At 63.9% G+C, this 20,847-nt stretch carries 21 protein-coding genes, 1 tRNA gene and 1 pseudogene; 16 read left to right on the plus strand and 7 right to left on the minus strand.

The annotated features are described in order from the left end of the window. Positions 1–139 precede the first annotated feature (139 nt). The gene (locus VB618_RS06650) at positions 140–877 is read left to right on the plus strand and encodes a sulfate transporter family protein (protein WP_329795804.1); all 738 of its coding nucleotides are present in this window, start codon (positions 140–142) and stop codon (positions 875–877) included. Here VB618_RS06650 and VB618_RS06655 read toward each other — a convergent pair. After that, on the minus strand, positions 803–1,906 hold the full coding sequence (locus VB618_RS06655; RefSeq protein WP_329795805.1) for a complex I NDUFA9 subunit family protein: 1,104 nt from the start codon (positions 1,904–1,906) through the stop codon (positions 803–805). The genes VB618_RS06650 and VB618_RS06655 overlap by 75 nt on opposite strands. Positions 1,907–2,085: 179 nt before the next feature. Between VB618_RS06655 and VB618_RS06660 the strand changes: the two genes are divergently transcribed. From VB618_RS06660 to VB618_RS06670, 3 genes are all read left to right on the plus strand, one after another. Then, positions 2,086–2,170 (plus strand) — tRNA-Leu (locus VB618_RS06660). A 221-nt stretch (positions 2,171–2,391) separates the two neighbouring features. Next, positions 2,392–3,147 carry a HugZ family pyridoxamine 5'-phosphate oxidase gene (locus tag VB618_RS06665; RefSeq protein WP_329795807.1) on the plus strand — a complete coding sequence of 252 codons (756 nt, stop codon included), beginning with the start codon at positions 2,392–2,394 and terminating at the stop codon, positions 3,145–3,147. 122 nt (positions 3,148–3,269) lie between these two features. Continuing rightward, complete coding sequence (locus tag VB618_RS06670; protein WP_329795808.1) at positions 3,270–4,175, plus strand: YihY/virulence factor BrkB family protein; 906 nt, start codon at positions 3,270–3,272, stop codon at positions 4,173–4,175. On the opposite strand, the gene VB618_RS06675 is transcribed toward VB618_RS06670, so the two are convergent. Together VB618_RS06675 and VB618_RS06680 are read right to left on the minus strand one after the other, a co-directional pair. Continuing rightward, positions 4,172–4,333: a hypothetical protein gene (locus VB618_RS06675; protein WP_329795809.1), complete on the minus strand. Its 162-nt coding sequence runs from the start codon at positions 4,331–4,333 to the stop codon at positions 4,172–4,174. The two genes, VB618_RS06670 and VB618_RS06675, sit on opposite strands and share 4 nt — an antisense overlap. A 90-nt stretch (positions 4,334–4,423) precedes the next feature. Beyond that, positions 4,424–4,975, minus strand: a complete 552-nt coding sequence (locus VB618_RS06680) for a sigma-70 family RNA polymerase sigma factor (protein ID WP_329795810.1) — start codon at positions 4,973–4,975, stop codon at positions 4,424–4,426. A 359-nt stretch (positions 4,976–5,334) separates the two neighbouring features. Between VB618_RS06680 and VB618_RS06685 the strand changes: the two genes are divergently transcribed. The 10 genes from VB618_RS06685 (at position 5,335) to VB618_RS06730 (ending at position 14,187) form a co-directional block, all read left to right on the plus strand. Further along, entirely contained in the window at positions 5,335–5,724 is a 390-nt protein-coding gene (locus tag VB618_RS06685) for a response regulator (RefSeq protein ID WP_329795811.1), read from the plus strand. 108 nt (positions 5,725–5,832) lie between these two features. After that, the gene (locus VB618_RS06690; protein ID WP_329795812.1) at positions 5,833–6,261 is read left to right on the plus strand and encodes a hypothetical protein; all 429 of its coding nucleotides are present in this window, start codon (positions 5,833–5,835) and stop codon (positions 6,259–6,261) included. A 114-nt stretch (positions 6,262–6,375) separates the two neighbouring features. Beyond that, positions 6,376–6,990, plus strand: coding sequence for a ribonuclease D (locus VB618_RS06695; RefSeq protein WP_329795813.1), 615 nt, complete (start codon positions 6,376–6,378; stop codon positions 6,988–6,990). Between the two features lie 102 nt (positions 6,991–7,092). Next, positions 7,093–7,845, plus strand: coding sequence for an LPS export ABC transporter periplasmic protein LptC (gene lptC / locus VB618_RS06700; protein ID WP_329795814.1), 753 nt, complete (start codon positions 7,093–7,095; stop codon positions 7,843–7,845). Further along, positions 7,842–8,477 carry an LptA/OstA family protein gene (locus VB618_RS06705; protein WP_329795815.1) on the plus strand — a complete coding sequence of 212 codons (636 nt, stop codon included), beginning with the start codon at positions 7,842–7,844 and terminating at the stop codon, positions 8,475–8,477. Before lptC ends, VB618_RS06705 begins: the two co-directional genes overlap by 4 nt. A 51-nt stretch (positions 8,478–8,528) precedes the next feature. Next, positions 8,529–9,374: an LPS export ABC transporter ATP-binding protein gene (gene lptB, locus VB618_RS06710; RefSeq protein WP_442931701.1), complete on the plus strand. Its 846-nt coding sequence runs from the start codon at positions 8,529–8,531 to the stop codon at positions 9,372–9,374. 83 nt (positions 9,375–9,457) lie between these two features. Next, positions 9,458–10,873 carry an RNA polymerase factor sigma-54 gene (gene rpoN, locus VB618_RS06715; RefSeq protein WP_329795816.1) on the plus strand — a complete coding sequence of 472 codons (1,416 nt, stop codon included), beginning with the start codon at positions 9,458–9,460 and terminating at the stop codon, positions 10,871–10,873. A gap of 113 nt (positions 10,874–10,986) precedes the next feature. Next, positions 10,987–11,559 (plus strand): ribosome hibernation-promoting factor, HPF/YfiA family, encoded by a 573-nt coding sequence (hpf, locus tag VB618_RS06720; protein ID WP_329795817.1) that lies wholly within the window; start codon positions 10,987–10,989, stop codon positions 11,557–11,559. 83 nt (positions 11,560–11,642) lie between these two features. Then, positions 11,643–12,101 (plus strand): PTS IIA-like nitrogen regulatory protein PtsN, encoded by a 459-nt coding sequence (ptsN, locus tag VB618_RS06725; RefSeq protein ID WP_329795818.1) that lies wholly within the window; start codon positions 11,643–11,645, stop codon positions 12,099–12,101. A gap of 94 nt (positions 12,102–12,195) precedes the next feature. Continuing rightward, complete coding sequence (locus VB618_RS06730) at positions 12,196–14,187, plus strand: methyl-accepting chemotaxis protein (RefSeq protein ID WP_329795819.1); 1,992 nt, start codon at positions 12,196–12,198, stop codon at positions 14,185–14,187. A gap of 342 nt (positions 14,188–14,529) precedes the next feature. Here the strand turns inward: VB618_RS06730 and VB618_RS06735 are convergent, their stop codons facing one another. The 4 genes from VB618_RS06735 to VB618_RS06750 all read right to left on the minus strand — a co-directional run bounded on the left by VB618_RS06735 (position 14,530) and on the right by VB618_RS06750 (position 18,701). Further along, positions 14,530–15,249: an SIMPL domain-containing protein gene (locus VB618_RS06735; protein ID WP_329795820.1), complete on the minus strand. Its 720-nt coding sequence runs from the start codon at positions 15,247–15,249 to the stop codon at positions 14,530–14,532. A 92-nt stretch (positions 15,250–15,341) separates the two neighbouring features. Continuing rightward, positions 15,342–16,427 (minus strand): polyamine ABC transporter substrate-binding protein, encoded by a 1,086-nt coding sequence (locus tag VB618_RS06740; RefSeq protein WP_329795821.1) that lies wholly within the window; start codon positions 16,425–16,427, stop codon positions 15,342–15,344. 76 nt (positions 16,428–16,503) lie between these two features. Further along, the gene (locus tag VB618_RS06745) at positions 16,504–17,505 is read right to left on the minus strand and encodes a hypothetical protein (protein WP_329795822.1); all 1,002 of its coding nucleotides are present in this window, start codon (positions 17,503–17,505) and stop codon (positions 16,504–16,506) included. Positions 17,506–17,546: 41 nt separating this feature from the next. Then, on the minus strand, positions 17,547–18,701 hold the full coding sequence (locus VB618_RS06750) for an aminotransferase (protein WP_329795823.1): 1,155 nt from the start codon (positions 18,699–18,701) through the stop codon (positions 17,547–17,549). Between the two features lie 384 nt (positions 18,702–19,085). Between VB618_RS06750 and VB618_RS06755 the strand changes: the two genes are divergently transcribed. Then, positions 19,086–20,024 (plus strand): FecCD family ABC transporter permease, encoded by a 939-nt coding sequence (locus VB618_RS06755; RefSeq protein ID WP_329795824.1) that lies wholly within the window; start codon positions 19,086–19,088, stop codon positions 20,022–20,024. After that, positions 20,024–20,803: pseudogene (locus VB618_RS06760) on the plus strand (ABC transporter ATP-binding protein). The gene VB618_RS06755 and the pseudogene VB618_RS06760 overlap by 1 nt, the downstream one beginning before the upstream one ends. Positions 20,804–20,847: the final 44 nt, after the last annotated feature.

Consider the following 20,847-nt stretch of genomic DNA (forward strand, 5'->3'; position numbering starts at 1 on the left):
AGTAAGCTCCGCACCGCACATCAAGCGTGGCCCTAGCGCATCGTTCTTCGCGGACGCCGCCCGCTGGGTCCGCGAAGAACGATGCGCACACTACAAAAGAAGCATGGGGTTTACCCCCTTTCGAGGAGACGAACGACAGATGCTGATCCAATCGGTTTTCGCAGCGGCCCGCGAGGTCTTCTCGCCCGCGCTGCGGCGCATCCTCTGGAAATCGATCGGATTGACCCTGGCGCTGCTCGTTTTGATTTGGCTCGGCCTGACGAAGCTGTTCGACATCTTCCTCACCAACCATGATCTCAGCGCCAGCTATCCGATCATCGATAGCTTCGCCTTCTTCCTCGCGGGCTTCGGCCTCTTCGTTGCGCTGATCTATCTGCTCCCGGCAGTCTCGGCCATCGTGGCGGGCTACTTTCTCGACGACGTCGCCGAGGTGGTGGAGCACAAGGACTACCCGGCCGATGAGCCGGGCCGGGCTCTGCCCTTCGGCAAGGCCATCCTCTACGGCATCCGCTTCGCCGGCCTGTCGGTTCTGGTCAACCTCGTCGCCCTGCTGCTGTTCTTCATTCCCGGCATTAATATCGGGGCGTTCTTCGTTGCCAATGCCTATCTGCTGGGGCGCGAATATTTCGAGCTGGCGGCGGGCCGCTTCTGGCCAGCGGAGGACGTGGCACGACTGCGCATTGAGCACCGGGGCACGGTGCTCGCCGCCGGCGCGGTGCTGGCGGGTCTGGTGCTGGTGCCGGTGGTGAACCTCATCACGCCGGTCTTCGGCGCCGTGATGATGGTTCACCTGCACAAGAAGCTAGCGGCTCGCCGACTGGCCGACGGCCGGGCCGGAAGCCCGCTCCGGGTGGAAGTCGGACGCGGGCCCTCCTGACCGGGGGGCGAGCAGATCCGGCATGGTTTGCGTCGCATTGCGCTTGAGGTCGAATTGGCCGGTCTTGCGGAAGCGAACCAGATAGCTCGGCACGATCGCCTCGATGGTGGTGGGGTTGATGCCCAATCCCTGGAGCGTGCGGCCCTCGGCAATGGCGCTGTCTGACACCACGTTGTCGCTCTCGAGAAGAATCGCCTGGTCGCGGGTCGTGACGAGCTCGTTCGGCATGAGGCCGAGCGTCAGCCAGTCGAGCGTACCCATGACACTGCCCATGGTCCGGGCGAGGTTAGTCGGTACGGGAAGGATGGCACGCTGGCGCTCGGTGACCTCGAACACGAACTCCATCATCTGGCGCATCGTGCGGATCTCAGGCCCGCCGAGCTCATAAATCCGGCCCGCCGGCACCTTGCCATCCACCGCCGCCACGATGGCCGACGCCACGTCACCTGCATAGATCGGTTGGAAGCGGGTCTCTGTGCCCGGCAGGGGCAGAACGGGCAGCATGCGGGCGAGCGTCGCGAAGCGGTTGAAGGAACTGTCGCCTGGGCCGAACAGGAGAGAGGGTCGCAGAATTACCGCATCCGGTCGCACCTGCAGCAGGGCTGCCTCGCCTTCGGCCTTGGAGCGCGCATAGGCCGATTCCGAGTTCGCGTCTGCCCCGATGGCCGAGACATGGGTAATGGAGACAGCCTTCTTGGCCAACCGGGCGATCATGGCCGGCGCCTTGGCCTGAAGTGTGTCGAAGCGCTGGCGGCCCGTCTCCTGCAGGATGCCCACGAGATTGATCACGTGATCGGCCCGGGCCACAGCATGGGCCACCGAATCCTCGTGGCGCAGGTTGACGTGGATCGGATGGATCTGCCCGACTTTCCCCAAAGGGAGAAAGTTCGCCATGTTCGGTTGCCGGGTCGGCACCAGCACCCGGTAGCCGCGCTCGGCAAGACAGCTCACCACATAGCGGCCCAGGAAGCCTGATCCGCCGAAGACGGTGACGATTTGCTGCTCAGGCGTGCGAAGGGCACCGATCATGAGACTCTCCTGCCTGGATTAAGGACTTGGTCCAGAGCTTGGGGTGAACGTTCGAATGTCTCTAGTCAAACGCTGTTCCCCTGTGAAGAGGCGTAGCTCCAAGAAAGCGCATCGGTCGCATTTTCGGTGATTGACGCGCCGCCAGAAGCACCGTAAACGAAGCCTCGCCGAACAGGCATGCCCAGGTGGCGGAATTGGTAGACGCACTGCTTTCAGGTAGCAGCGGGTAACACCGTGGAGGTTCGAGTCCTCTCCTGGGCACCATCAACCCTCTAAGTGGTTGATCCGCAAAGATCCCTAACATTTTAAGCTGAGTCAGTCTTATGGCACTGCGGTAGCAGTGCCTGCTGGCAATTAGCCTTGAGGGAAAGTGCTTCCGGGCCATCTAGTCCTTGGATCGGTCGTATCCAGCTCATGCGCCTGTTCGGTGCAGTTTCCCGGCAGACATAGCGGTACGATCCAGGACCCAGGGAGTAACGAAGCCAATGGCGAAGGATCCGATCCTGCCGGTCGACGACGAAGCCCGTGGGTTGGCCAAGAAGCTCATGCGCACGGTGCGCTCCGGGGCGCTCGCCACCAACGATGCGGAGAGCGGCATGCCGTTTGCAAGCCTCGTGCAGGTGGGAACGGATCTCGACGGCTCGCCCGTGATCCTCACCTCGCAGCTCTCGGTGCATACGCGGCTTCTGGAAGCAGACCCGCGCTGTTCGTTGCTTCTATCCTCCGTCGGCAAGGGCGACCCGCTGGCCCATCCGCGCCTGACCCTGCTGGCGAAGGCTTACAGGCTCGAACGGGAAAGCTCCGAGACACAACAGATTCGCCGCCGCTATCTGCTGCAGCATCCCAAGGCCGAACTTTATGTAGACTTTCCCGACTTCGCCTTCTGGCGTCTGGAGGTCGCGTCCGCCAGCCTCAACGGCGGCTTCGGCCGGGCCTATCGCATGGCCAGAGAGGATCTGCTGGCGGATCTCTCCGGGTTTTTCGACTTCTACGATTTCGAGGCGCAGGCCATCGCGCACATGAACGAGGATCATGCCGACGCGGTGGCGCTTTATGCCACGCGGCTCTGCGGGGCCCGCGAGGGGGCCTGGCGCCTGATCGGGATCGATCCGGAAGGCGTCCAGGTGACGCTCGGCGACGAGATCCTGCGGCTGCCCTTCCCAAGGGCGCTCACCGGCCCGCACGAGGTGCGGCCGATGCTGATCCGTCTGGCGAACGAGGCGCGGGGACGGCTTTCATAGAAAAGCGCCCAGAGGCCTGTGGCAGAATGGGCCTTGCCTTGGGCGTCAGGGAAACGCATCAAGGGTGCAGATCGCGCAACATCGTCCGCCCGGTCTGCCGATACGGGAATTCCAAGTCCACGATGCGCTTCCCCTCCGTTCCTCCTCATGCTCGCTCGATCTTCGCAGCCATCACTGACGCGGGCTCACGATTCTCGCGCAACGACGGCTTTGCCATGGCAAGTCATGTGGCGCTTTCGCTGGTGATCGCGCTCTTTCCCTTCCTGATCTGCGTCGCGGCCCTGGCGGCTATTCTCGGTGCCGGGCGCATCTCCACCCATATCATTCACTTGCTCTTCGACTTCTGGCCGGAAGGGGTTGCGGGTCCGCTGGCGCGGGAGGCCGACAAGGTTCTCATCCCCCGCAGGAACGTGCTGACGATCAGCATCCTCCTCACTCTGCTCGTTGCCACCAACGGCGTGGAGAGCCTGCGGATCGCCCTGTGCCGAGCCTATGGGGTCGAACGGTTCCGGCCCTGGTGGCAGGCCCGGCTGATCGGCGTGGGTTTCGTCCTGATCGGCGCTGGAGCGCTGGTGGCCTCCGCGGTTCTGGTGGTGCTGTGGCCGAGCTTCTGGCGCGCCGCCGTGTTGTCCATGCCTGATCTGAAGACCTTGGGCCTCACCTACAACGTTGTTCGTTACGGGCTGGCCTCTGTCGTCCTGGTGGCGGGTCTCGTCGCCACCCATCTTTGGCTGCCGGATGTCCGGCCCCGCGCATGGAGTGTGCTGCCCGGCATCGCCGCCACTCTGGTTCTGTGGCTTCTCGGCGCCAGCCTCTACGGCGAGTTCCTGGCCAACATGACCCACTTGAAGACGACCTATGCGGGCCTTGCCGGGATTCTGACCGCGCTCATCTTTCTGCAGCTCTCGGCGGCGATCTTTATCTTCGGCGCCGAACTCAACGCCGCCCTGCGTCGGCGGACGGATCCGGCCGATGATCAAGCCACTGAAATCGTGGAATCGGAACCCGCTTCCGCGGTGCAGTTCTAGCTCACGCCCTCGTCCTGCTTCCTCTCGCAATCCCGCTTCGGAGACTGCTGCGGAGGCCGTTGCTCCTGAGCGATGACAGTGTTGTCGGTAGGCGCCTCCGTTGCATAGGACGGGGCGGCGAAGATCGTCAGCAAGGCGAGGGTGAAGATGCGAAGCATGTCGGTCGTTCCCTGGTCGAAGCAGTCTGATGCTAGGGCCTGACAGGCTCGATGGCCAGCCTGTTTCACAGGCAAGTTATAAGGCGCCGCTTAGGGCGAGGCGTGCATGAACAGGGCAGCCCTGACGAGACGGTCGGGGCCGAAATCGTCGTCTACATCGAACTTCATCAGCTCCGTCAGGCGGGTGCGGGCGCGGTTGATCCGGCTCTTGATGGTGCCGATATTGGTGCCGCAGATGCGCGCCGCATCCTCGTAGGACAGGCCTTCCGCGCTCACGAGGAGAAGCGCCTCGCGCTGGTCCACAGGAAGTTTGCTCAGCGCCTTCAGCATATCGGTAAAGTCGAGCCGTGAGTTCTGGTCCGGCATGACGGCCACCTTCTCGGCCCAGGAGCCTTCCGGATCCTCGACCTCGCGCTTTTTCCTGCGAATCTGGGTCAGGAAGTCGTTGCGCAGGATCGTGAAGAGCCAGGCCTGCATGCTGGTGCCGGGCTGGAACTTGTCGAGATTACTCAAGCCCTTGAGAAGGGCGCTCTGCACGAGGTCATCAGCCCTGTCGACACTGCCGGAAAGGGAGATGGCAAAGGCGCGCAGATGCGGAATGGCGGAGAGCATCTGGTCCTTCAGGGAGTTCTCGACTGCCACTCTGCCAACTCCTTCCGATTCGAGCCTTCCACCAGATCCTTCCTGGCTGCCTCCCGCATTAACCTATGCGAAGCTTGGCAATATTCCCTGATCAGGGCGATCCTATGGCTGGAAAAAAGCAGGGTCAGTGAAGAGACACTTTCTGCCGTCGTCCGACCAAGCACGCCTGGGTAGCGATGGATCAAAGCGCCTGATCATGGCGGCATGTAAAGTCAAGATTTACATGCATCAATGAAACAGGCCGCGGTTGAGGGTAGACAGTGCATAGAGGCGGACATGTTGGCGGCCTGCCTGCACTCCACTCCGCCGTTTTGCGACGAACGCACTCTCCTCTGACGTGATACAGGACAAGGGATGTCATGACCCAAACCCGCTGCATGATCGTGGAAGACCAGGCTCTGATCGGGATGTCTCTCGAGGCCTTCCTGGAGGATGCCGGCTTCGAGGTCGCCGGGGTCTTCATGAGCAATGCTCAAGCCTTGCAATGGCTCGAAAGTCATCTGCCCGATGTCGCGGTGCTGGACGTCATGATCAAGGACGGCACCTCCGTGGCAGTGGCGCGGGTGCTCAAGAGGCTGGGCGTGCCCTTTATCGTCTATTCCGGTCTGCCGCCCAAAGCCGAGTGCCCGATCGAACTGCAGGATGTTCCCTGGCTTGAAAAGCCTGTGAGCCGCGAAACCCTGGTGGGTGTTCTCGGCGGGTTGACCGACCCCATGGAAGGCAGAGTCGGTTCCCTGCAATCGCTTTGAAAAGCAGGGTTTTTCAGGGACCCATCGGGCTTGTGACAGCAGGCAAAAACGGAACATGGAAGCTCGGCCAACCGTTATCTTGAGCACCCCTGCTTCTTGGAGGGCACCATGCGCGTGTCGTTCAAAACCCTGATGACGGCGGGTCTTGCGCTCGCCGGCTCCATGATCGTTCAGCCCGCTCCGGCCGAAGCCCAACCCTACTGGGGACCTCACTACAGAGCCGGCTGGGGCTACCGTCCCTATGGCTATGCCCCACGGGCTTATTATGGGCCGCGCTTCTACGGAGGTTATCGCTCCGCCTATTACGGACCGCGCCGCTATTACGGCTATCCCTATCGCACTTACCGGCGCTCGAACGGAGGCGCCATCGCGGCCGGTCTGATCGGTGGTCTGGCTCTGGGAGCCATCGCGAGCGCCGCGACCAACCCGTATTACGCTCCGGCCTATTACGCGCCGCCCCGCTGCTTCCTGGAGCGTCGCCGGATCGTCACTCCGTATGGGCGCGTGGTCGTTCGCCGGGTCCAGACCTGCTACTGAGGATCGGTCACGATCTAAGTTCGGAAAGCCCCGCTGGCCGCGGGGCTTTTCTCATCCATTGAAGCCGCTGACCAGACGCGTTACAGCCTGTCTCATCAGATTTTTGGATGCTCCATGACCGTACGCTTTCATCGCGGCGATCTGCCCGCGAACTACACCCCAGGCTCCGCCATCGCCATAGATACGGAAACGCTGGGCCTCAACCCGCACCGGGACAGGCTGTGCGTGGTGCAGATCTCCACCGGGGACGGCACGGCGGACGTGGTGCAGATCCTCAAGGATGGTCCCCAGCCTTCGAACCTGATCCGCGTGCTGTCGGACGAGAGCGTGCTCAAGATCTTCCATTACGCCCGCTTCGACCTCGCCGTGCTCTTCCATACCTTCGGAATCATGCCGCGTCCGGTCTACTGCACCAAGGTCGCGTCTCGGCTCGTGCGCACCTATACCGACCGTCACGGACTGAAGGATCTGGCGCGGGAGCAGCTTGGCGTGGAGCTGTCGAAGCAGCAGCAATCCTCCGATTGGGGCGCCGACACGCTCACCCCCGCCCAGCTCGACTATGCGGCTTCCGATGTGCTGCACCTGCATGCCCTAAAGGAAAAGCTCGACCGCATGCTGGAGCGGGAGAACCGTCTCGGCATTGCCCACCAATGCTTCAGCTTCCTGCCGACCCGAGCCCAGCTCGACCTTCTCGGCTGGTCGGAGACCGATATTTTCGCCCATTCTTGACGGGCACTTAAACTTTCCCGCATAAAACGAATATCCGTCATAACATCGCCATGTCCGTCCGGCATGGCGCGGGGCCGATTGTGAGACGGAAGGGGTTCAGAAGTGGCGGTAATCCAGGGCACCACGATGCGTGACGGCCCGGCCTCGAGGCCGGCCGGCCGGACGAATCGTGCCTACACCAAGGCCCGCCGCCATTCCCGCTGGGTTCGTTTCGCCAAGATCGTCATTCCCCTCGGGTCTCTGATCGGCATGGGCGCAGTGGGCCTCGTGGCCTATTACGATCCGTTCCGGAACATCGAGAATATAAGCTTCGACTCGATCGGCGTGAGCGGCAGCAACGTCACCATGGCGAGCCCGAAGCTGAGCGGTTTCAAGAACGACAACCGCCCCTATGAGGTGACCGCCAGTGAGGCTACGCAGGACGTGCGCAAGCCCAATCAGGTGCAGCTTAAGGATCTCAAGGCGCGCATTGTTACCGACGACCGTGGCAGCGTCGCATGGCTCCAGGCGGCAAGCGGTGTTCTGGATACCAAGCGGGAGCAGATGCGGTTGCGCGACAACATCGTGGTCACCACGGATGCAGGCCACGAGGTCAAGCTCCGGTCGGCCTTCGTCCAGTTCAAATCCGGCGCTGTGACGTCCAATGAACCCGTCGAAGTCTCGTTCGGCAACGGCTCTATCGAGGCCGAAAAGCTCAAGGTGACGGACAACGGCAAGGTCATGAGCTTCGAGGGCCGCGTGCGCACCGTTCTCGAACCGTCCCGCTCCGCCCCATCGCCCAAGGACGCTGCCGGCACAGGCTCCACGATGCCCGCTTCGGCTCCCTCGCCCCAACAGACAAGTAACCGTCCATGATGAGTTTCTCACGCGCTGCCCTCACCGTCGCGCTTCTCGCCTCCCTTCCGATGCAGGCCGCCTGGGCTCAGGCCGGCAAGGAGCGCGCGGTCGGCTTCGGCAATTTCGGCTCCAGCAAGGAGCCGATCAAGATCGATGCCAACAAGCTCGACGTCTTCGACAAGGAGGGGCGCGCGGTCTTCACCGGAGACGTGGTGGCGGTTCAGGGCGAGAGCACCATGAAGTGCACGATCATGACCGTGTTCTACGAGCAACGGGACCAGAACGGCGGGCAGGCAGCTCCCGCCGCTCAGGGGGGTGACGACAGCGCGATCAAGAAGATCGACTGCAAGGGACCGGTCACCATCGTGTCCCGGACCCAGGTGGCGACCGGCGAGAACGCCACCTTCGACCGCGGCTCCAACAAGATCTTGCTCTCGGGCAATGCGACCTTGAGCGACGGGCCGAACGTCACCAAGGGTGAGCGGGTGCTCTATGATATCAATACCGGTGTGGCCAATATCGAAACGACCCCCGGTGGCCGTGTGAGGGCGCTGTTCGTGCCTGGCAACGGCGGCCCGGCCCCGACGGGCGCGGGGAATGCGCCTGGTAACGCCAAGCCGAAGCCCGCGCAGAAGCCGGCGACGAATTAAGGTGGGAAGGCTTCTTCCCGCTCACTCCCTTCCATCACCAGCGATGATCCTGTGAAACCGCTTTTCAACCGTTCTCAACCCGGTCCTTCGGACGTGAGCCTCCTGGAGCCTTATGCGCCCGGGCAGGTCTCGCATGGCTCTTCCCTGAGCGAGGGCGAGGCTGTCTTCGGCGGCGCAGGCATCCTGGCCGTAAAGGGCCTGCAGAAGAGCTATCGCGGCCGCACCGTGGTGCAGGATGCGGGCCTGCAGCTGCGGGCGGGCGAGGCCGTGGGCCTCCTCGGGCCCAATGGTGCAGGCAAGACCACGATCTTCTACATGATCACCGGCCTCGTCGGGGCGGATCGCGGGGTCATCAGCCTCGACGGCCATGACGTGACGGGCCTGCCCATGTATCGCCGTGCGCGCCTCGGCATCGGCTATCTTCCGCAGGAAGCGTCGATCTTCCGCGGCCTCAACGTGGAAGACAATATCCGGGCCGTGCTCGAGATCGTGGAGCCCAGCCGCAAGGATCGCGAGCGCAAGCTCGATGCGCTGCTCGAGGAGTTCAACATCACACGCCTGCGCAAGTCGCCCTCGATCGCGCTCTCGGGCGGCGAGCGGCGGCGCTGCGAGATCGCCCGTGCGCTTGCGGGCGAGCCCACCTTCATGCTCCTCGACGAGCCCTTCGCGGGCATCGACCCCATCGCCGTGGGCGACATCCAGAACCTCGTGCGGCACCTGACCCGCCGCGGCATCGGCGTGCTCATCACCGACCACAACGTCCGAGAGACCTTAGGGTTGATCGACCGCGCCTACATCATTCATTCCGGCCGCGTGCTGACGGAAGGCACGCCGGACGCCATCGTGGCGAACGAGGAAGTGCGCCGCCTGTATCTGGGCGAGGATTTCCGGCTCTAGGACCACCGGCCCTTTGACCATGGGCAACCGACCGCGGTAGAAATGAGGAGGCATGCAAGAAGCATGCCTTTTCGGGTTCGGTCATGAGTGCGATGCAACGGCTGGAGCTGCGCCAGGGCCAGTCCCTGACCATGACACCCCAGCTCGTTCAATCCATCAAGCTGCTGCAACTCTCCCATGCGGAGCTCGCAGCCTATGTGGCAGCCGAGCTCGAGCGCAATCCCCTCCTGCAGGAAGGCGAGATCCAGGCCGATGCGCGGAGTCTGAGCCTCGCCGATTTCCTGCGTGCCAAGCAGAAGGCGCAGGTCCTCGGATCCCGGATCGTTCCCGGCCCGCCCCCGTCGGGCCAAGCCGCTTCAGGCGCGCCCGGCTCGCCAAGTGCGGCTCATGGTGAGATCAGGCCCGAGCTGGAGGAGACGCTGGCCCGCACTGCCAGCCTGACCGAACACCTGCAGGCGCAGCTCGACCTCGCCACTTCCGATCCCCGGCTTCGCATGATCGGCGAGCACCTGATCCACAGCCTCGACGAGGCCGGCTACCTTAGGGAGGATCCGGCGGAGATTGCCCTACGGCTGAGGGTGACCTCTGCGGATGTCGAGGCGGCGCTGGGACTGATCCAGACTTTTGAGCCCTCAGGCATCGGGGCGCGCGACCTCGCGGAATGCCTAGCAATACAGCTCAAGGAGCGCGGCCGGCTCGACCCGGCCATGCAGGCGCTGCTCCAGAATCTCCATCTTGTCGCCCGGCAGGATTTCGCCGCCTTGCGGAGGGCGTGCGGAATCGGCCGCGAGGATCTCGCCAGCATGCTGGCCGAGATCCGCCGCTTGGAGCCGAAGCCAGGGCTTGCCTTCACGCCCGCCAGAGTCGACGTGCTCGTGCCGGACGTGTTGGTCCGGCCTGTGCCCGACGGCAGCCTGGCCGTCGAGCTCAATCCCGAGACCCTGCCCCGTATCCTGCTCAACCGCACCTATTACGCCGAGGTAGCCAAGGTTCTGCGCAAAGACGAGGACAAGAGCTTCCTGTCCGAATGCATTCAGACGGCAAGCTGGCTCACCCGCAGCCTGGAGCAGCGCGCCAGGACGATCCTCAAGGTTGCGACTGAGATCGCCCGCCAGCAGGAGGAATTCTTCCGCGAAGGCGTCGCCGGGTTGCGCCCCATGACGTTGAAAAGCGTGGCGGAAGCCATCGGCATGCACGAATCCACCATCTCCCGGGTGGCGGCGAACAAGGCCATCGGCACCGAGCGCGGCACCTATCCGATGAAGTTCTTCTTCGGCGCCGCCACGGGCGAGGGCGAGCATGCCGCCAAGGCTGTCCGTCATCGAATCGGTCAGCTGATCGGTGCGGAAAGGCCGGGGGATGTGCTCTCGGATGAGGCAATTGCCCAGAAATTGAAACTGGAAGGGATTCAGGTCGCCCGCCGCACGGTGGCGAAGTACCGGGAGGCTCTGCGGATCCCGTCCTCGTCCGAGCGCCGCCGGCACAGTCGCGAAGCTTGACTGCTAAAACCTGCAATTTCAAGACTTGCATTGGCCCTTATTCGGATCATCATCTCCAAGCGTCACCCCTGAAGGATCGCGGCAAAGCGACGGCGCCAGATGAGGAGAGAGCGATGACATTGAGAGTGTCGGGTAAGAATCTCGATATCGGCGAAGCTCTCAGGTCTCAGGTCCAGGCCCGGATGGCCGGCGCGCTGGCGAAGTATTTCGACGGCGGCTATTCCGGCCATGTGACCGTGACCCGCGATGGCGGCGGCTTTCGCACCGACTGCGTGCTTCACCTCACCTCGGGCATGACCTTGGAGGCCTCCGGCGCCTCCGGCGACGCCTATGCCAGCTTCGACCAGACCGCAGACCGGATCGAGAATCGCCTGCGCCGCTACAAGCAGCGGCTCAAGGGCAAGTCCAGTACGGGAATGAGAATCGGCGCCATGGAGGTGCCCTATGCGGTGTTCGAGGCGCCGAGCGACGAAACCGTCGAGGAAGAAGGCTATCATCCCATCGTCGTAGCCGAGACCACGAAGCCGCTTCACTCGCTCTCGGTCAGCGACGCCGTGATGCAGCTCGATCTGACCGGAGCGGCCGCTCTTGTGTTCATCCACGCTAGCACCGGACGCGTGAACGTCGTATATCGCCGCGGCGATGGAGCGATCGGTTGGGTCGATCCGCCGCTTGCACAGGCTTGAGGGAAACTACCCCTTTTGGCCCAGTTCTTGCGTGGAACGGTGAGAGGCCTTCCAGGCTTCACATCAAGAATGCAGCGTGATCGATGCCCTTGCTGGACTTTCTAGACCCTCAGGCCGTCCTGCCCGCCTTGCGCGTCAGCGGCAAGAAGCAGGCTCTTCAGGAAATGGCTTCCCAGGCGGCCCGGTTCACGGGCCTTCCCGACAGTGCCATCTACGAGGCACTTCTGCAGCGCGAGCGCCTCGGCTCGACCGGCATCGGCGAAGGCATCGCCATTCCCCATGGCAAGCTCGCGGGCCTGACCAGGATCTTCGGTCTCATGGCCCGTCTCGACAAGCCGGTGAACTTCGAGGCTCTCGACAGCCAGCCGGTGGATGTTCTTTTTCTGCTCCTGGCCCCGGAAGGCGCCGGTGCGGATCACCTGAAGGCCCTGGCGAGGGTCGCCCGCGTGCTGCGCGAGCCCGGCCTGATCGAGCGGGTGCGTGCCACGCGTGATCGTGAGGCCCTCTACGCCATCATGACCGAAATGCCGAAGGCCGCCTGAAACCGGCAGGATCCCAATTCTGACCTAACGTAAACATCTCTTTAACACGTCCCCCGCAATCTTGCCGCAACGTCAATAATAGGGATTCGGGGCAATGGCGTTTCTGGCTCGGTTGAAACAGCCGTCGGTGCGGATGCGCGTCGCGACATTGAGCGGCGTCATGGTGCTTGGCTTTGCGGTCATCGGTGCGGTGTTCCAGACGGGCCGCTCCGAAGTCGAGCAGGCCTTGCTGGCGCAGCAGACCTATTCGGCCCTTGCTGAGAAGGCCAATGGGTTTCGCGGCCGGGCCGATGGCCTGAAGGTGGTGGCCGGCGAATGGACCACGAGCCGCCTCAGCCATCATGGTCAGGCCTTCACGGACCAGCACAAGGCCCTGGCCACCCAGCTCGACGAGATGAGCGCGGCACCGGGCTCAGGCTTGATCGAGTCCGAGATCACCGCCTTGAAGCAGCACGCTTCCGCCCTGCTAGGCCAGGGCAAGTCTCTCGACAAACTCTACACAGGCATCGGCAGCAAGCCGGATGAGGGAGCACAGGGGCGCCTACTCAAGGCCGAGGCGAATCTTGAGAAGCTGGTGCGGCCCCTGACAGGCAGCGGCGAGACCATCGCCTGGCGCCTGTGGGCCGCCATGCTCGGCATGTTCAACCAGGAGGCCCGCGCCCGGATCCTGCTCGAGGAGAGCATCCTGGGTGCCTTCGAGGTCGAGCAGGGACGCTTTACCCGTGCCCTGGCCCAGCTCTCCGGTGATCTTGCCAAGGAGAAGGCTGCCGTCGAGAGCGCCAGCGTGTCGTTCCAGGAGGCCTTCCATGCCTGGGGCGAGCTGGAGCGGGAGGTCTCGGGTCAGAGCGAGAAGCTGATGGGGCAGTTCGACCTGCTCGTGCCGGTGCTCGATCAGTTGCTCGCCAAGGTGCGCACTGAAGCCCACAAGACCGATGAGCAGCTCACCGCCTCGCAGCAGCGCACCTTCGCTCTAATCCTCTGGGCCATGGGCGCGACGCTCCTGTTCGGCCTTGTCCTGAACTTCATTGTCGGGCGCTCGATCTCCCTGCCGCTCACCCGTCTGCAGCAAGCCATGCGGCGGCTGGCCGACGGCGATGCCTCCGTCGAAATTCCCTCCACCAAGGGGACTGACGAGATCGGCGCCATGGCCCGCACCGTGCTGGTCTTCCGCGACAATGCCCGCGAGCGCGAGCGGCTCACCCAGGAGCGCGAAGGCATGGCGGCTCTCGATGCCGAGCGCGCCCATGCGATCTCCCATGCGATCATGGCCTTCGATGCCACGGTCGAGCAGATCCTGGCGGAGGTCCGGGAGGTGACGGGCGATCTCGCCAAGGCCTCCGGCCAGCTGGAGGGTTCGGCGAACCACGTAACCCAGCAGGCGCAGATCGCAGGCGCCGCCTCCATGCGGACGGCACACAACATGTCGGCGGTGGCGAGCGCCGCCGAGGAGCTCGACGCGTCTCTGTCGGAGGTCGCCGCCCAGACGAACGCCTCGGCGAAAGCCTCCGAGCGCGCCGTCGTCGAGGCTCGCGGGGCATCGGGCAGCATGTCGGTTCTCTCGTCCGCAACCTCGCAGATCGGCGAAGTGGCAGGCCTCATCCGCTCCATTGCGGCGCAGACCAACCTGCTGGCGCTGAATGCCACCATCGAGGCGGCGCGGGCCGGCGAGGCCGGCAAGGGCTTTGCCGTCGTGGCCAACGAGGTGAAGGACCTGGCCGGCCAGACCGCCAAGGCCACCGAGGAGATCGCCCGGCAGATCGAGGCGGTGCAGGCCGCCTCACGGGAGACCCTGGTGGCGCTCGGCACCGTGCAGGCCTCCGTGGAGGATCTGGCAGGAGTCGTGTCAACTGTAGCCGGAACCGTGAGCCAGCAGACGGCAGCGGTGTCGGAGATCGCCCATTCGGTGGCTCAGGTCTCCACTGAAGCCCAGGCCGGCACCTCCGCGATCGAGACCACGCAGGGCGTGGCCGTGCAGTCTCTTGAGGCGGCGCGGACGGTCGCGGATCTCTCGGTGAACTTGGAGGAGCAGGCGAAGCGTCTCAGCACCGAGATCGGCCAGTTCCTGAACAGCGTCAGGGCGGCTTAGAAGCCCTCCCCCTCCCTTTGCGGGGAGGGGTGCCGCGTAGCGGCCGGGTGGGGTGGTCCGACTGGGTGAGCGAGTAAACCAGCCAGCACATCTCCCTCTCCCGTGCGGGAGAGGGTCGGGGTGAGGGCAAGCCAGTTCCGGACGAGACGCTGTGGAATCCGCGTTGCAGCGGAGGCGACAATGCTTTGCTGGTGAGTGGTCATACCCTCACCCCTGCCCCTCTCCCGCACGGGAGAGGGGAGGTTGTATCCGCGCCGCTGGTTGCTGGATTGGGAGCAGCGCTCCGACTTAACGACCCCGTCTTCAATCCTCCCTTCAAGGGGAGGAGGGTTCTTGCGCTTGTTAAGGCCGTCCGGCCATTTCCCAGACGAGCTGGACATTGGCCGTGTAGCGTATCGTCGCCGGCGGCACGATCGGCACCGATTCGGCTCCCTTGGCCATGCTCATCGACATGCGCATGTCGGGCTGCGGCTCGAAGGGTTGGGCCGAGCCGTCCCGGATCTCCAGGAGACGGCCCAGGGAGACGCCCGCGGCGGCGGCATAGACGTCAGCCTGCCGCTTGGCGTCCCGCACGGCGGCTTCACGTGCCTTGTCCGCGCCTTCCTCCTGCCGGTCGAGACCGAAGGAGACGGACTGGAACGTCATGTCGCCGCTCGCCAGAATCTCGCCTGCGAGGCGTCCGACGCCGTCGAGATCGCGGGTGGTGATCCGCAACTGGTGATGAGCCGAGAATTTCGGGGTCTTGATTTCCTTGCCGTCGGGGCCGACCTGCTGCGGCGTCTGGAAGACCTGGAAGTTCGCGGTCCGGATGTCCTCCCGCTTGATGCCGAGCCCCTGGATGCGGGCGAGCACCCGCTCCGTGGCCGTATTGTTGGCGGTGCTCGCCTGAGCCACCGTCTCGGCCTGCGTGGCCACTGTCACATGGATGCGCGCGAAATCGGGCTTCAGCTCCGCCTCGCCGGTTCCCATCACGCTGATCGTGGGCTGGCGCGGCGCGGAGGTTTGAGCCAGGGCCGGAGTGGCGAGGCTCAGGGCGAGAAGTGCGACGGCTACGGAACGCATGACGGAAAGTCCTCTTCAAAAGAAAAAGCCCCGCCCTGAGGCGAGGCTTGGCGGGCGCTTGGGAACATGCGCGCCCGAATCTGAGCGGCGGATTAACGGCCGGTCTTCACGCGGGTCCAGAGCCTTGTGACGGTGCGCTGGGAGCGCTCGTCATAGGCTGTGTTGGTGAAGAGGCGCTTCATGGTGGCGTCGTCCGGATAGATGCCGGGATTGTCGAGGATCGCCTTGTCGATGTTCTGCTTCGCCGCGAGATTGCCGGAGGCGTAGGACACGAAGTTCGTGTTCATGGCGGCGATCTCGGGGCGGAGCATGAAGTTGATGAATTCATGCGCTGCGGCCACGTTCTTCGCGTCCGCCGGGATCACGAAGCTGTCGAACCACATCAGCGCGCCCTCACGCGGGATGACATAGCCGACCTCGACGCCGTTCTTGGCCTCCTCGGCGCGGCTCTTGGCCTGGATCATGTCGCCCGAATAGCCCACCGCCACGCAGATGTCGCCGTTGGCGAGCGCGTTGATGTACTCGGAGGAATGGAACTTCTGGATGTTGCCGCGCACGCGGAACAGGGCATCGCCCGCCTTGCTCAGGTCCTCGATGCGCTTCGAATCCGGGTTGAGGCCGAGATAGGCCAGCACGCCGGGAAACAGGTCCTCAGGGCTATCCAGCATGTAGATGCCGCAGGCTTTCAGCTTCGAAGAAATCTCCGGCTTGAGCACCAGGTCCCAGGTGTTGAGCGGCACGTCGCCCAAGGCTTCCTTCACCTTCTTGACGTTCACGCCGATGCCGGTGGTGCCCCACATGTAGTTGACGGCAAACTGGTTGCCGGGATCGAACACGGCCAGTCGCTGCGTCACCTCGGGCCATTGATTGGCGAGGTTCGGAAGCTTCGCCTTGTCGAGCTTCTGGAACACCTTGGCGCCGATCAGACGCTGCACGAAGGGACCCGACGGCACCACGATGTCGTAGCCCGACTTGCCGGCCAAGAGTTTGGTCTCGACGATCTCGTTGTTGTCGTAGGTGTCGTAGACCACCTTGATGCCGGTCTGTTTCGTGAACTCGTCCAGCGCCTTCGGATCCACGTAGTCGGACCAGTTGTAGACATTGACCACACGCTCCTGGGCGGTGGCGGCGGTTACAAGGCTTAAGGTCAGAGCAACCGAAGCGAGAAGACGGAACATTTAGGGCGGCACTCCTGCAGAAAGAGAAAAGCCTTGATCGGCTAGGCGCTTAATTGAAATCCTATTGCCCCGCACGTCAAGGCTGTTTGATCGGGGCCGGTTGGGCAGCGCGCCAGAGCAGGAGGCGCTCATATTCCGCGACGGCCTCCTCATAGCTTACAGAACTGCGGGTCTTGCTCAGATTGCTGATAGGGCGACGCAATTTCGCGCGGAAGCTTACGCCGTCGAAGCCTGCGCTCACGCCGCAATACAACCTTCGACAGGCTCCATCGGCATCATGAAGAACGATGCTGTTGGCTCGAAGCTGCAACGAGAAAGTACAAGCCGGCAAGGGATCGTCCTCACCCGGCACGCTCCGGTAGACCAGCCGGGAACCTTCGACTTCCGCGATGCCGGAGAGATAGCAGGCGTGATGGCCGTTAATTTCCGCATTGATGTATAAGCTACCCTCCCGATAGGGGATGATCTCAAGAAGATGTCGGGTTCTGAAGGGGCGCTTGGGGTCGGGAAAGTTTACCGTGACGGGGACCTGATAACGACCGGTCAGATTGTCCATCGGACCAAGATCGATCCGGCCTTTGAGGCGCTGGTATTCCGCGGCAGCCTCCTGATACTGCCGCGATTTTCGGATGCGCTCAAGATAGGTGATGCGTTGCCGTCCGGATCTCTTGAAACCTGACTGGGAAAAATGCGCATTGGCTCCGCAAAGCTGTCGCTCGCATTGCCTGTCCCGATCATCGAAAAGGATTTCCCCCTTTTCGATCCTCACGGCTAGATCGCACCGGGAAGAGGTCTCTCCCTCGTTTCCGATGCTCCGATAGAGCAAGCGAGAGCCCTGAATTTCAGCGATCCCCCAAAAACTGCACAGATTGCCGGTTACGGGGTGGTTCAGCCGCGTGCGGACATAGGCGCCCGTCTGATCGTAGCGGATGATCTCAAGAACGTTTTCCGTTCGGATGATCTCGTCAGGGCGTCTGATGACGACGGGATTGCGATAAACCCCTACGACGTCGTCAAGCCGAACGGCGATCTTCTCGGCCAGGGCAGAGCCAAGCATCACAAAGAGCAGCACCGGCACTAGGGCATGTCGAGAGATCATCGCGCCGTTGTCCCTTCGTCTTACGCCGCCCGCTTGATGGCTTTCGCCAGCCGCTCTAGCCCGGCATCGAGCGTCGAGTCCTTCTTGGCGAAGCAGAAGCGCACCACGTTCTTCACCGCACCCTCCGCGTAGAAGGCCGAGACAGGGATCGCCGCGACCCCGTGCTCCGTAACGAGGCGGCGGCAGAAGGCGACGTCGTCGGGCTCGCCGAGGGCTGAGATGTCGATGTTGACGAAATAGGTGCCCTGGCTCGGAATCACGTCGAAGCCCAGCGTCCGCAAGCCATCCGTGAAGCGGTCGCGGCTGCGGGCGAAGTTTTTGCGCATGCCCTCGAAATAGGCATCGTCCTTGGCGAGCCCGTAGGCCACCGCGGCTTGCAGGTTCGGCGCCGTGGTGAAGGTGAGGAACTGGTGGGACTTCGCCAGCACCTTCATGATGTGGGGTGCGGCGCAGACGAAGCCGACCTTCCAGCCCGTGAGGCTGAAGATCTTTCCGGCCGACCCGATCTTCACCGAGCGCTCGCGCAGGCCGTCCAAGCCTAAGATCGGTCGGTGGCGCCTGCCGTCGAACACCACGTGCTCCCAGACCTCGTCGGAGATCGCGATGGCATCATACCTTCGGCAGAAATCGGCCAGCAGGTTCAAGTCCTCGTCCGAAAATGTTGTGGCCGTCGGATTGAGAGGGTTGTTGAACAAAACCGCCTTGGTCTTCGGCGAGAAGGCCTGCGCCAGCGCTTCCTCGGTCAGGCGGAAATGCGGGGGCTGAAGGGTCACGAATTTCGGTACGCCGCCGGCGAGCCGCACCAGGGGCAGATACGCGTCGTACATGGGCTCGAACAGCACCACCTCGTCGCCGGGCTCCACGATGCCGAGGATCGCGCCCGCGAGCGCCTCCGTGGCGCCGGATGTGACCATCACTTCCGTGTTCGCATCGAGATCGACGCCTTGCCAGTGCCGGTAATGAGCCGCGACGGCGGAGCGCAGCTCCGGAATGCCCATCATCGAGGGATACTGGTTGTAGCCGTTGAGCACCGCATCCGCCGCCGCCCGCCGCACGTCCTCCGGGCCCGGATCGTCCGGAAAGCCCTGGCCGAGATTGATAGCGCCGGTCTCCCGGGCGAGGCTCGACATCACTTCGAAGATTGTGGTGGGCAGGTTGGCGAACAGATTGTTCATGCCGCTCTCTCTCGTACAGGGTCCTGAGGCGTTGATGTGCTTCGTATCATGGAGCGGCGGGAGATCGAACCAGCTTTCTGCAGGACTTTTGGAGTGTCATCCCGGATGGAGCGCAGCAAAGATCCGGGATCGCAAGCAGAATAAGACGCTGATCTCCCTTTCTCTGAGGGAGAGAGTTGGGGTGAGGGGTTATAGGTCTATCCGGTGAGGCTCTAACCCCTCACCCGCGCCTGACGGCGCGACCTCTCCCACAAGGAGAGGTGAATGGAGCCACACACGTCCAGCGATCCCGGATCGCCTGCGGCGCCCGGGATGACGATGTGAGGAGTGCTTTGTCCTCACCGCGTTTCATGCTCTATCGACGGAGCAACGAAAACGCCCCTTATGTCCCGCCGCCGCTCGCCCCTCGTTCCCGGTCTGATCGCCCTTCTCGCAGGCTTAAGCCTCGCTTCGCTGGTGATCGGCCCGGCGCCGATCTCGATTCCCGCGGCGCTCAAGGCCCTCGCGTCGGATCAGGGGGCGGCGAGCATCGTCGTGCGGGAGATCCGCCTGCCGCGCACCCTTCTTGCCCTTCTCATCGGGTGGATCTTCGGCCTTTCGGGCGCGGGGTTGCAGGGATTGCTGCGCAATCCGCTCGCCGACACGGCGGTGTTCGGTGCCCCGCAGGCGGCGGCCTTCGGGGCGGTGCTCGTGATCTATTCCGGGATCATTGGCACCCTGTCCTGGGCGCTGCCCTTCGCGGCGATCGCGGGGGCGCTGCTCTCCATCGCCCTCGTGGTGGCGGTGGCGGGCACGTCGCTCACGATTAGCCTCTCGCCCAATCCCTTTGCGGTCACGGAGATCGTGTTCTGGCTGCTGGGCTCCTTCGAGGATCGCTCCATGGTCCACGTGGGGCTTAGCATGCCGTTCATTCTCCTGGCTTCGTTCCTGATCCTGAAGGCTTCCTCTGGCCTGCGTGCCCTGGCGCTCGGAGAGGAGACGGCGCGCAGCCTCGGAACCGACGTGGCACGGCTTCGCGGCCTGATCGTTGCGGGTGCCGCTATCGGCACCGGCGCTTCGGTGGCAGTCGCCGGGTCCATCGGTTTCGTCGGCCTCGTGGCGCCCCATCTTGTGCGTCCCTTTGTGGGCTACGATCCGGCGCGCACGCTGGTGCCCGCAGGGCTTGCGGGCGCGGGCCTGCTGCTGGCAGCGGATTGCACTGTCCGCCTCATTCCGTCCGGCGCCGAGGTCAAGGTCGGGGTGCTGACGGCGCTCATCGGGGTCCCGTTCTTCCTCTGGGTGATCGCACGCCGCAAGGCGGAACTGGTGGAGGCGCCCGCATGATGCGCCTTGAGGTCCGCTCCCTTTCGGTCGATCTCGGAACCCGCCGCGTGCTCCAAGGCATCGACCTGTCTCTGGAGCCCGGGTGCCTGACGGCACTCATCGGTCCCAACGGCGCCGGCAAGACGACCCTGCTGCGGGCCATGGCCGGGTTGGTGAGGCCCTCGGCGGGAGACGTCGTCCTGAACGGAAGCCCCGTGGTCCAGATGCGGACACCTGAGCGGGCAAGGGCCATCGCCTACCTGCCGCAGGGCGGCGGGGTGGCCTAGCCCCTGTCGGTCGCAAGCGTTGTCGCGCTCGGCCGTCTGCCTTTCGGGGAGGAGCCTGACCATCTGCCGGCAGAGGGCCAGGAGGCGGTCAAGGCGGCGCTTCGGTCCGTCGGGCTGGTGGGCTTCGAGACCCGCCCCGCCACCTCCCTGTCCGGCGGAGAGCGCGCCCGCATGCTGCTGGCCCGCGCTCTCGCGACGCAGGCGCCGGTGCTCCTGGCCAACGAGCCGGTCGCCGCCCTCGATCCGCGCCATCAGCTCATCGTGCTCGACGTACTCAAGGCCCATGCCCGGGCCGGCGCCACCGTGGTGGCGATCCTGCACGACCTGAACCTGGCGGCCCGGTTTGCCGACCGCATCGTCTTGCTGGATCAAGGGAAAATCGAAGCCTCAGGCGCTCCCGAGGCGGTCGTGACCGAAGCCCGACTCGGCTCCTGCTTCGGCATCCGGGCAAGGGTCGCAACCGAAGAAAGCCACCTCCTGGTAGTGCCGCAGAGCCCCCTGCCCGATGCGTAAGGGGCTTGCGCCGGAGGCATCGCTGGTGGGACAAGGTTACATTG

Origin of the sequence: Microvirga sp. CF3062 (genome assembly GCF_036314045.1) — a bacterium.
Taxonomy (GTDB): domain Bacteria; phylum Pseudomonadota; class Alphaproteobacteria; order Rhizobiales; family Beijerinckiaceae; genus Microvirga.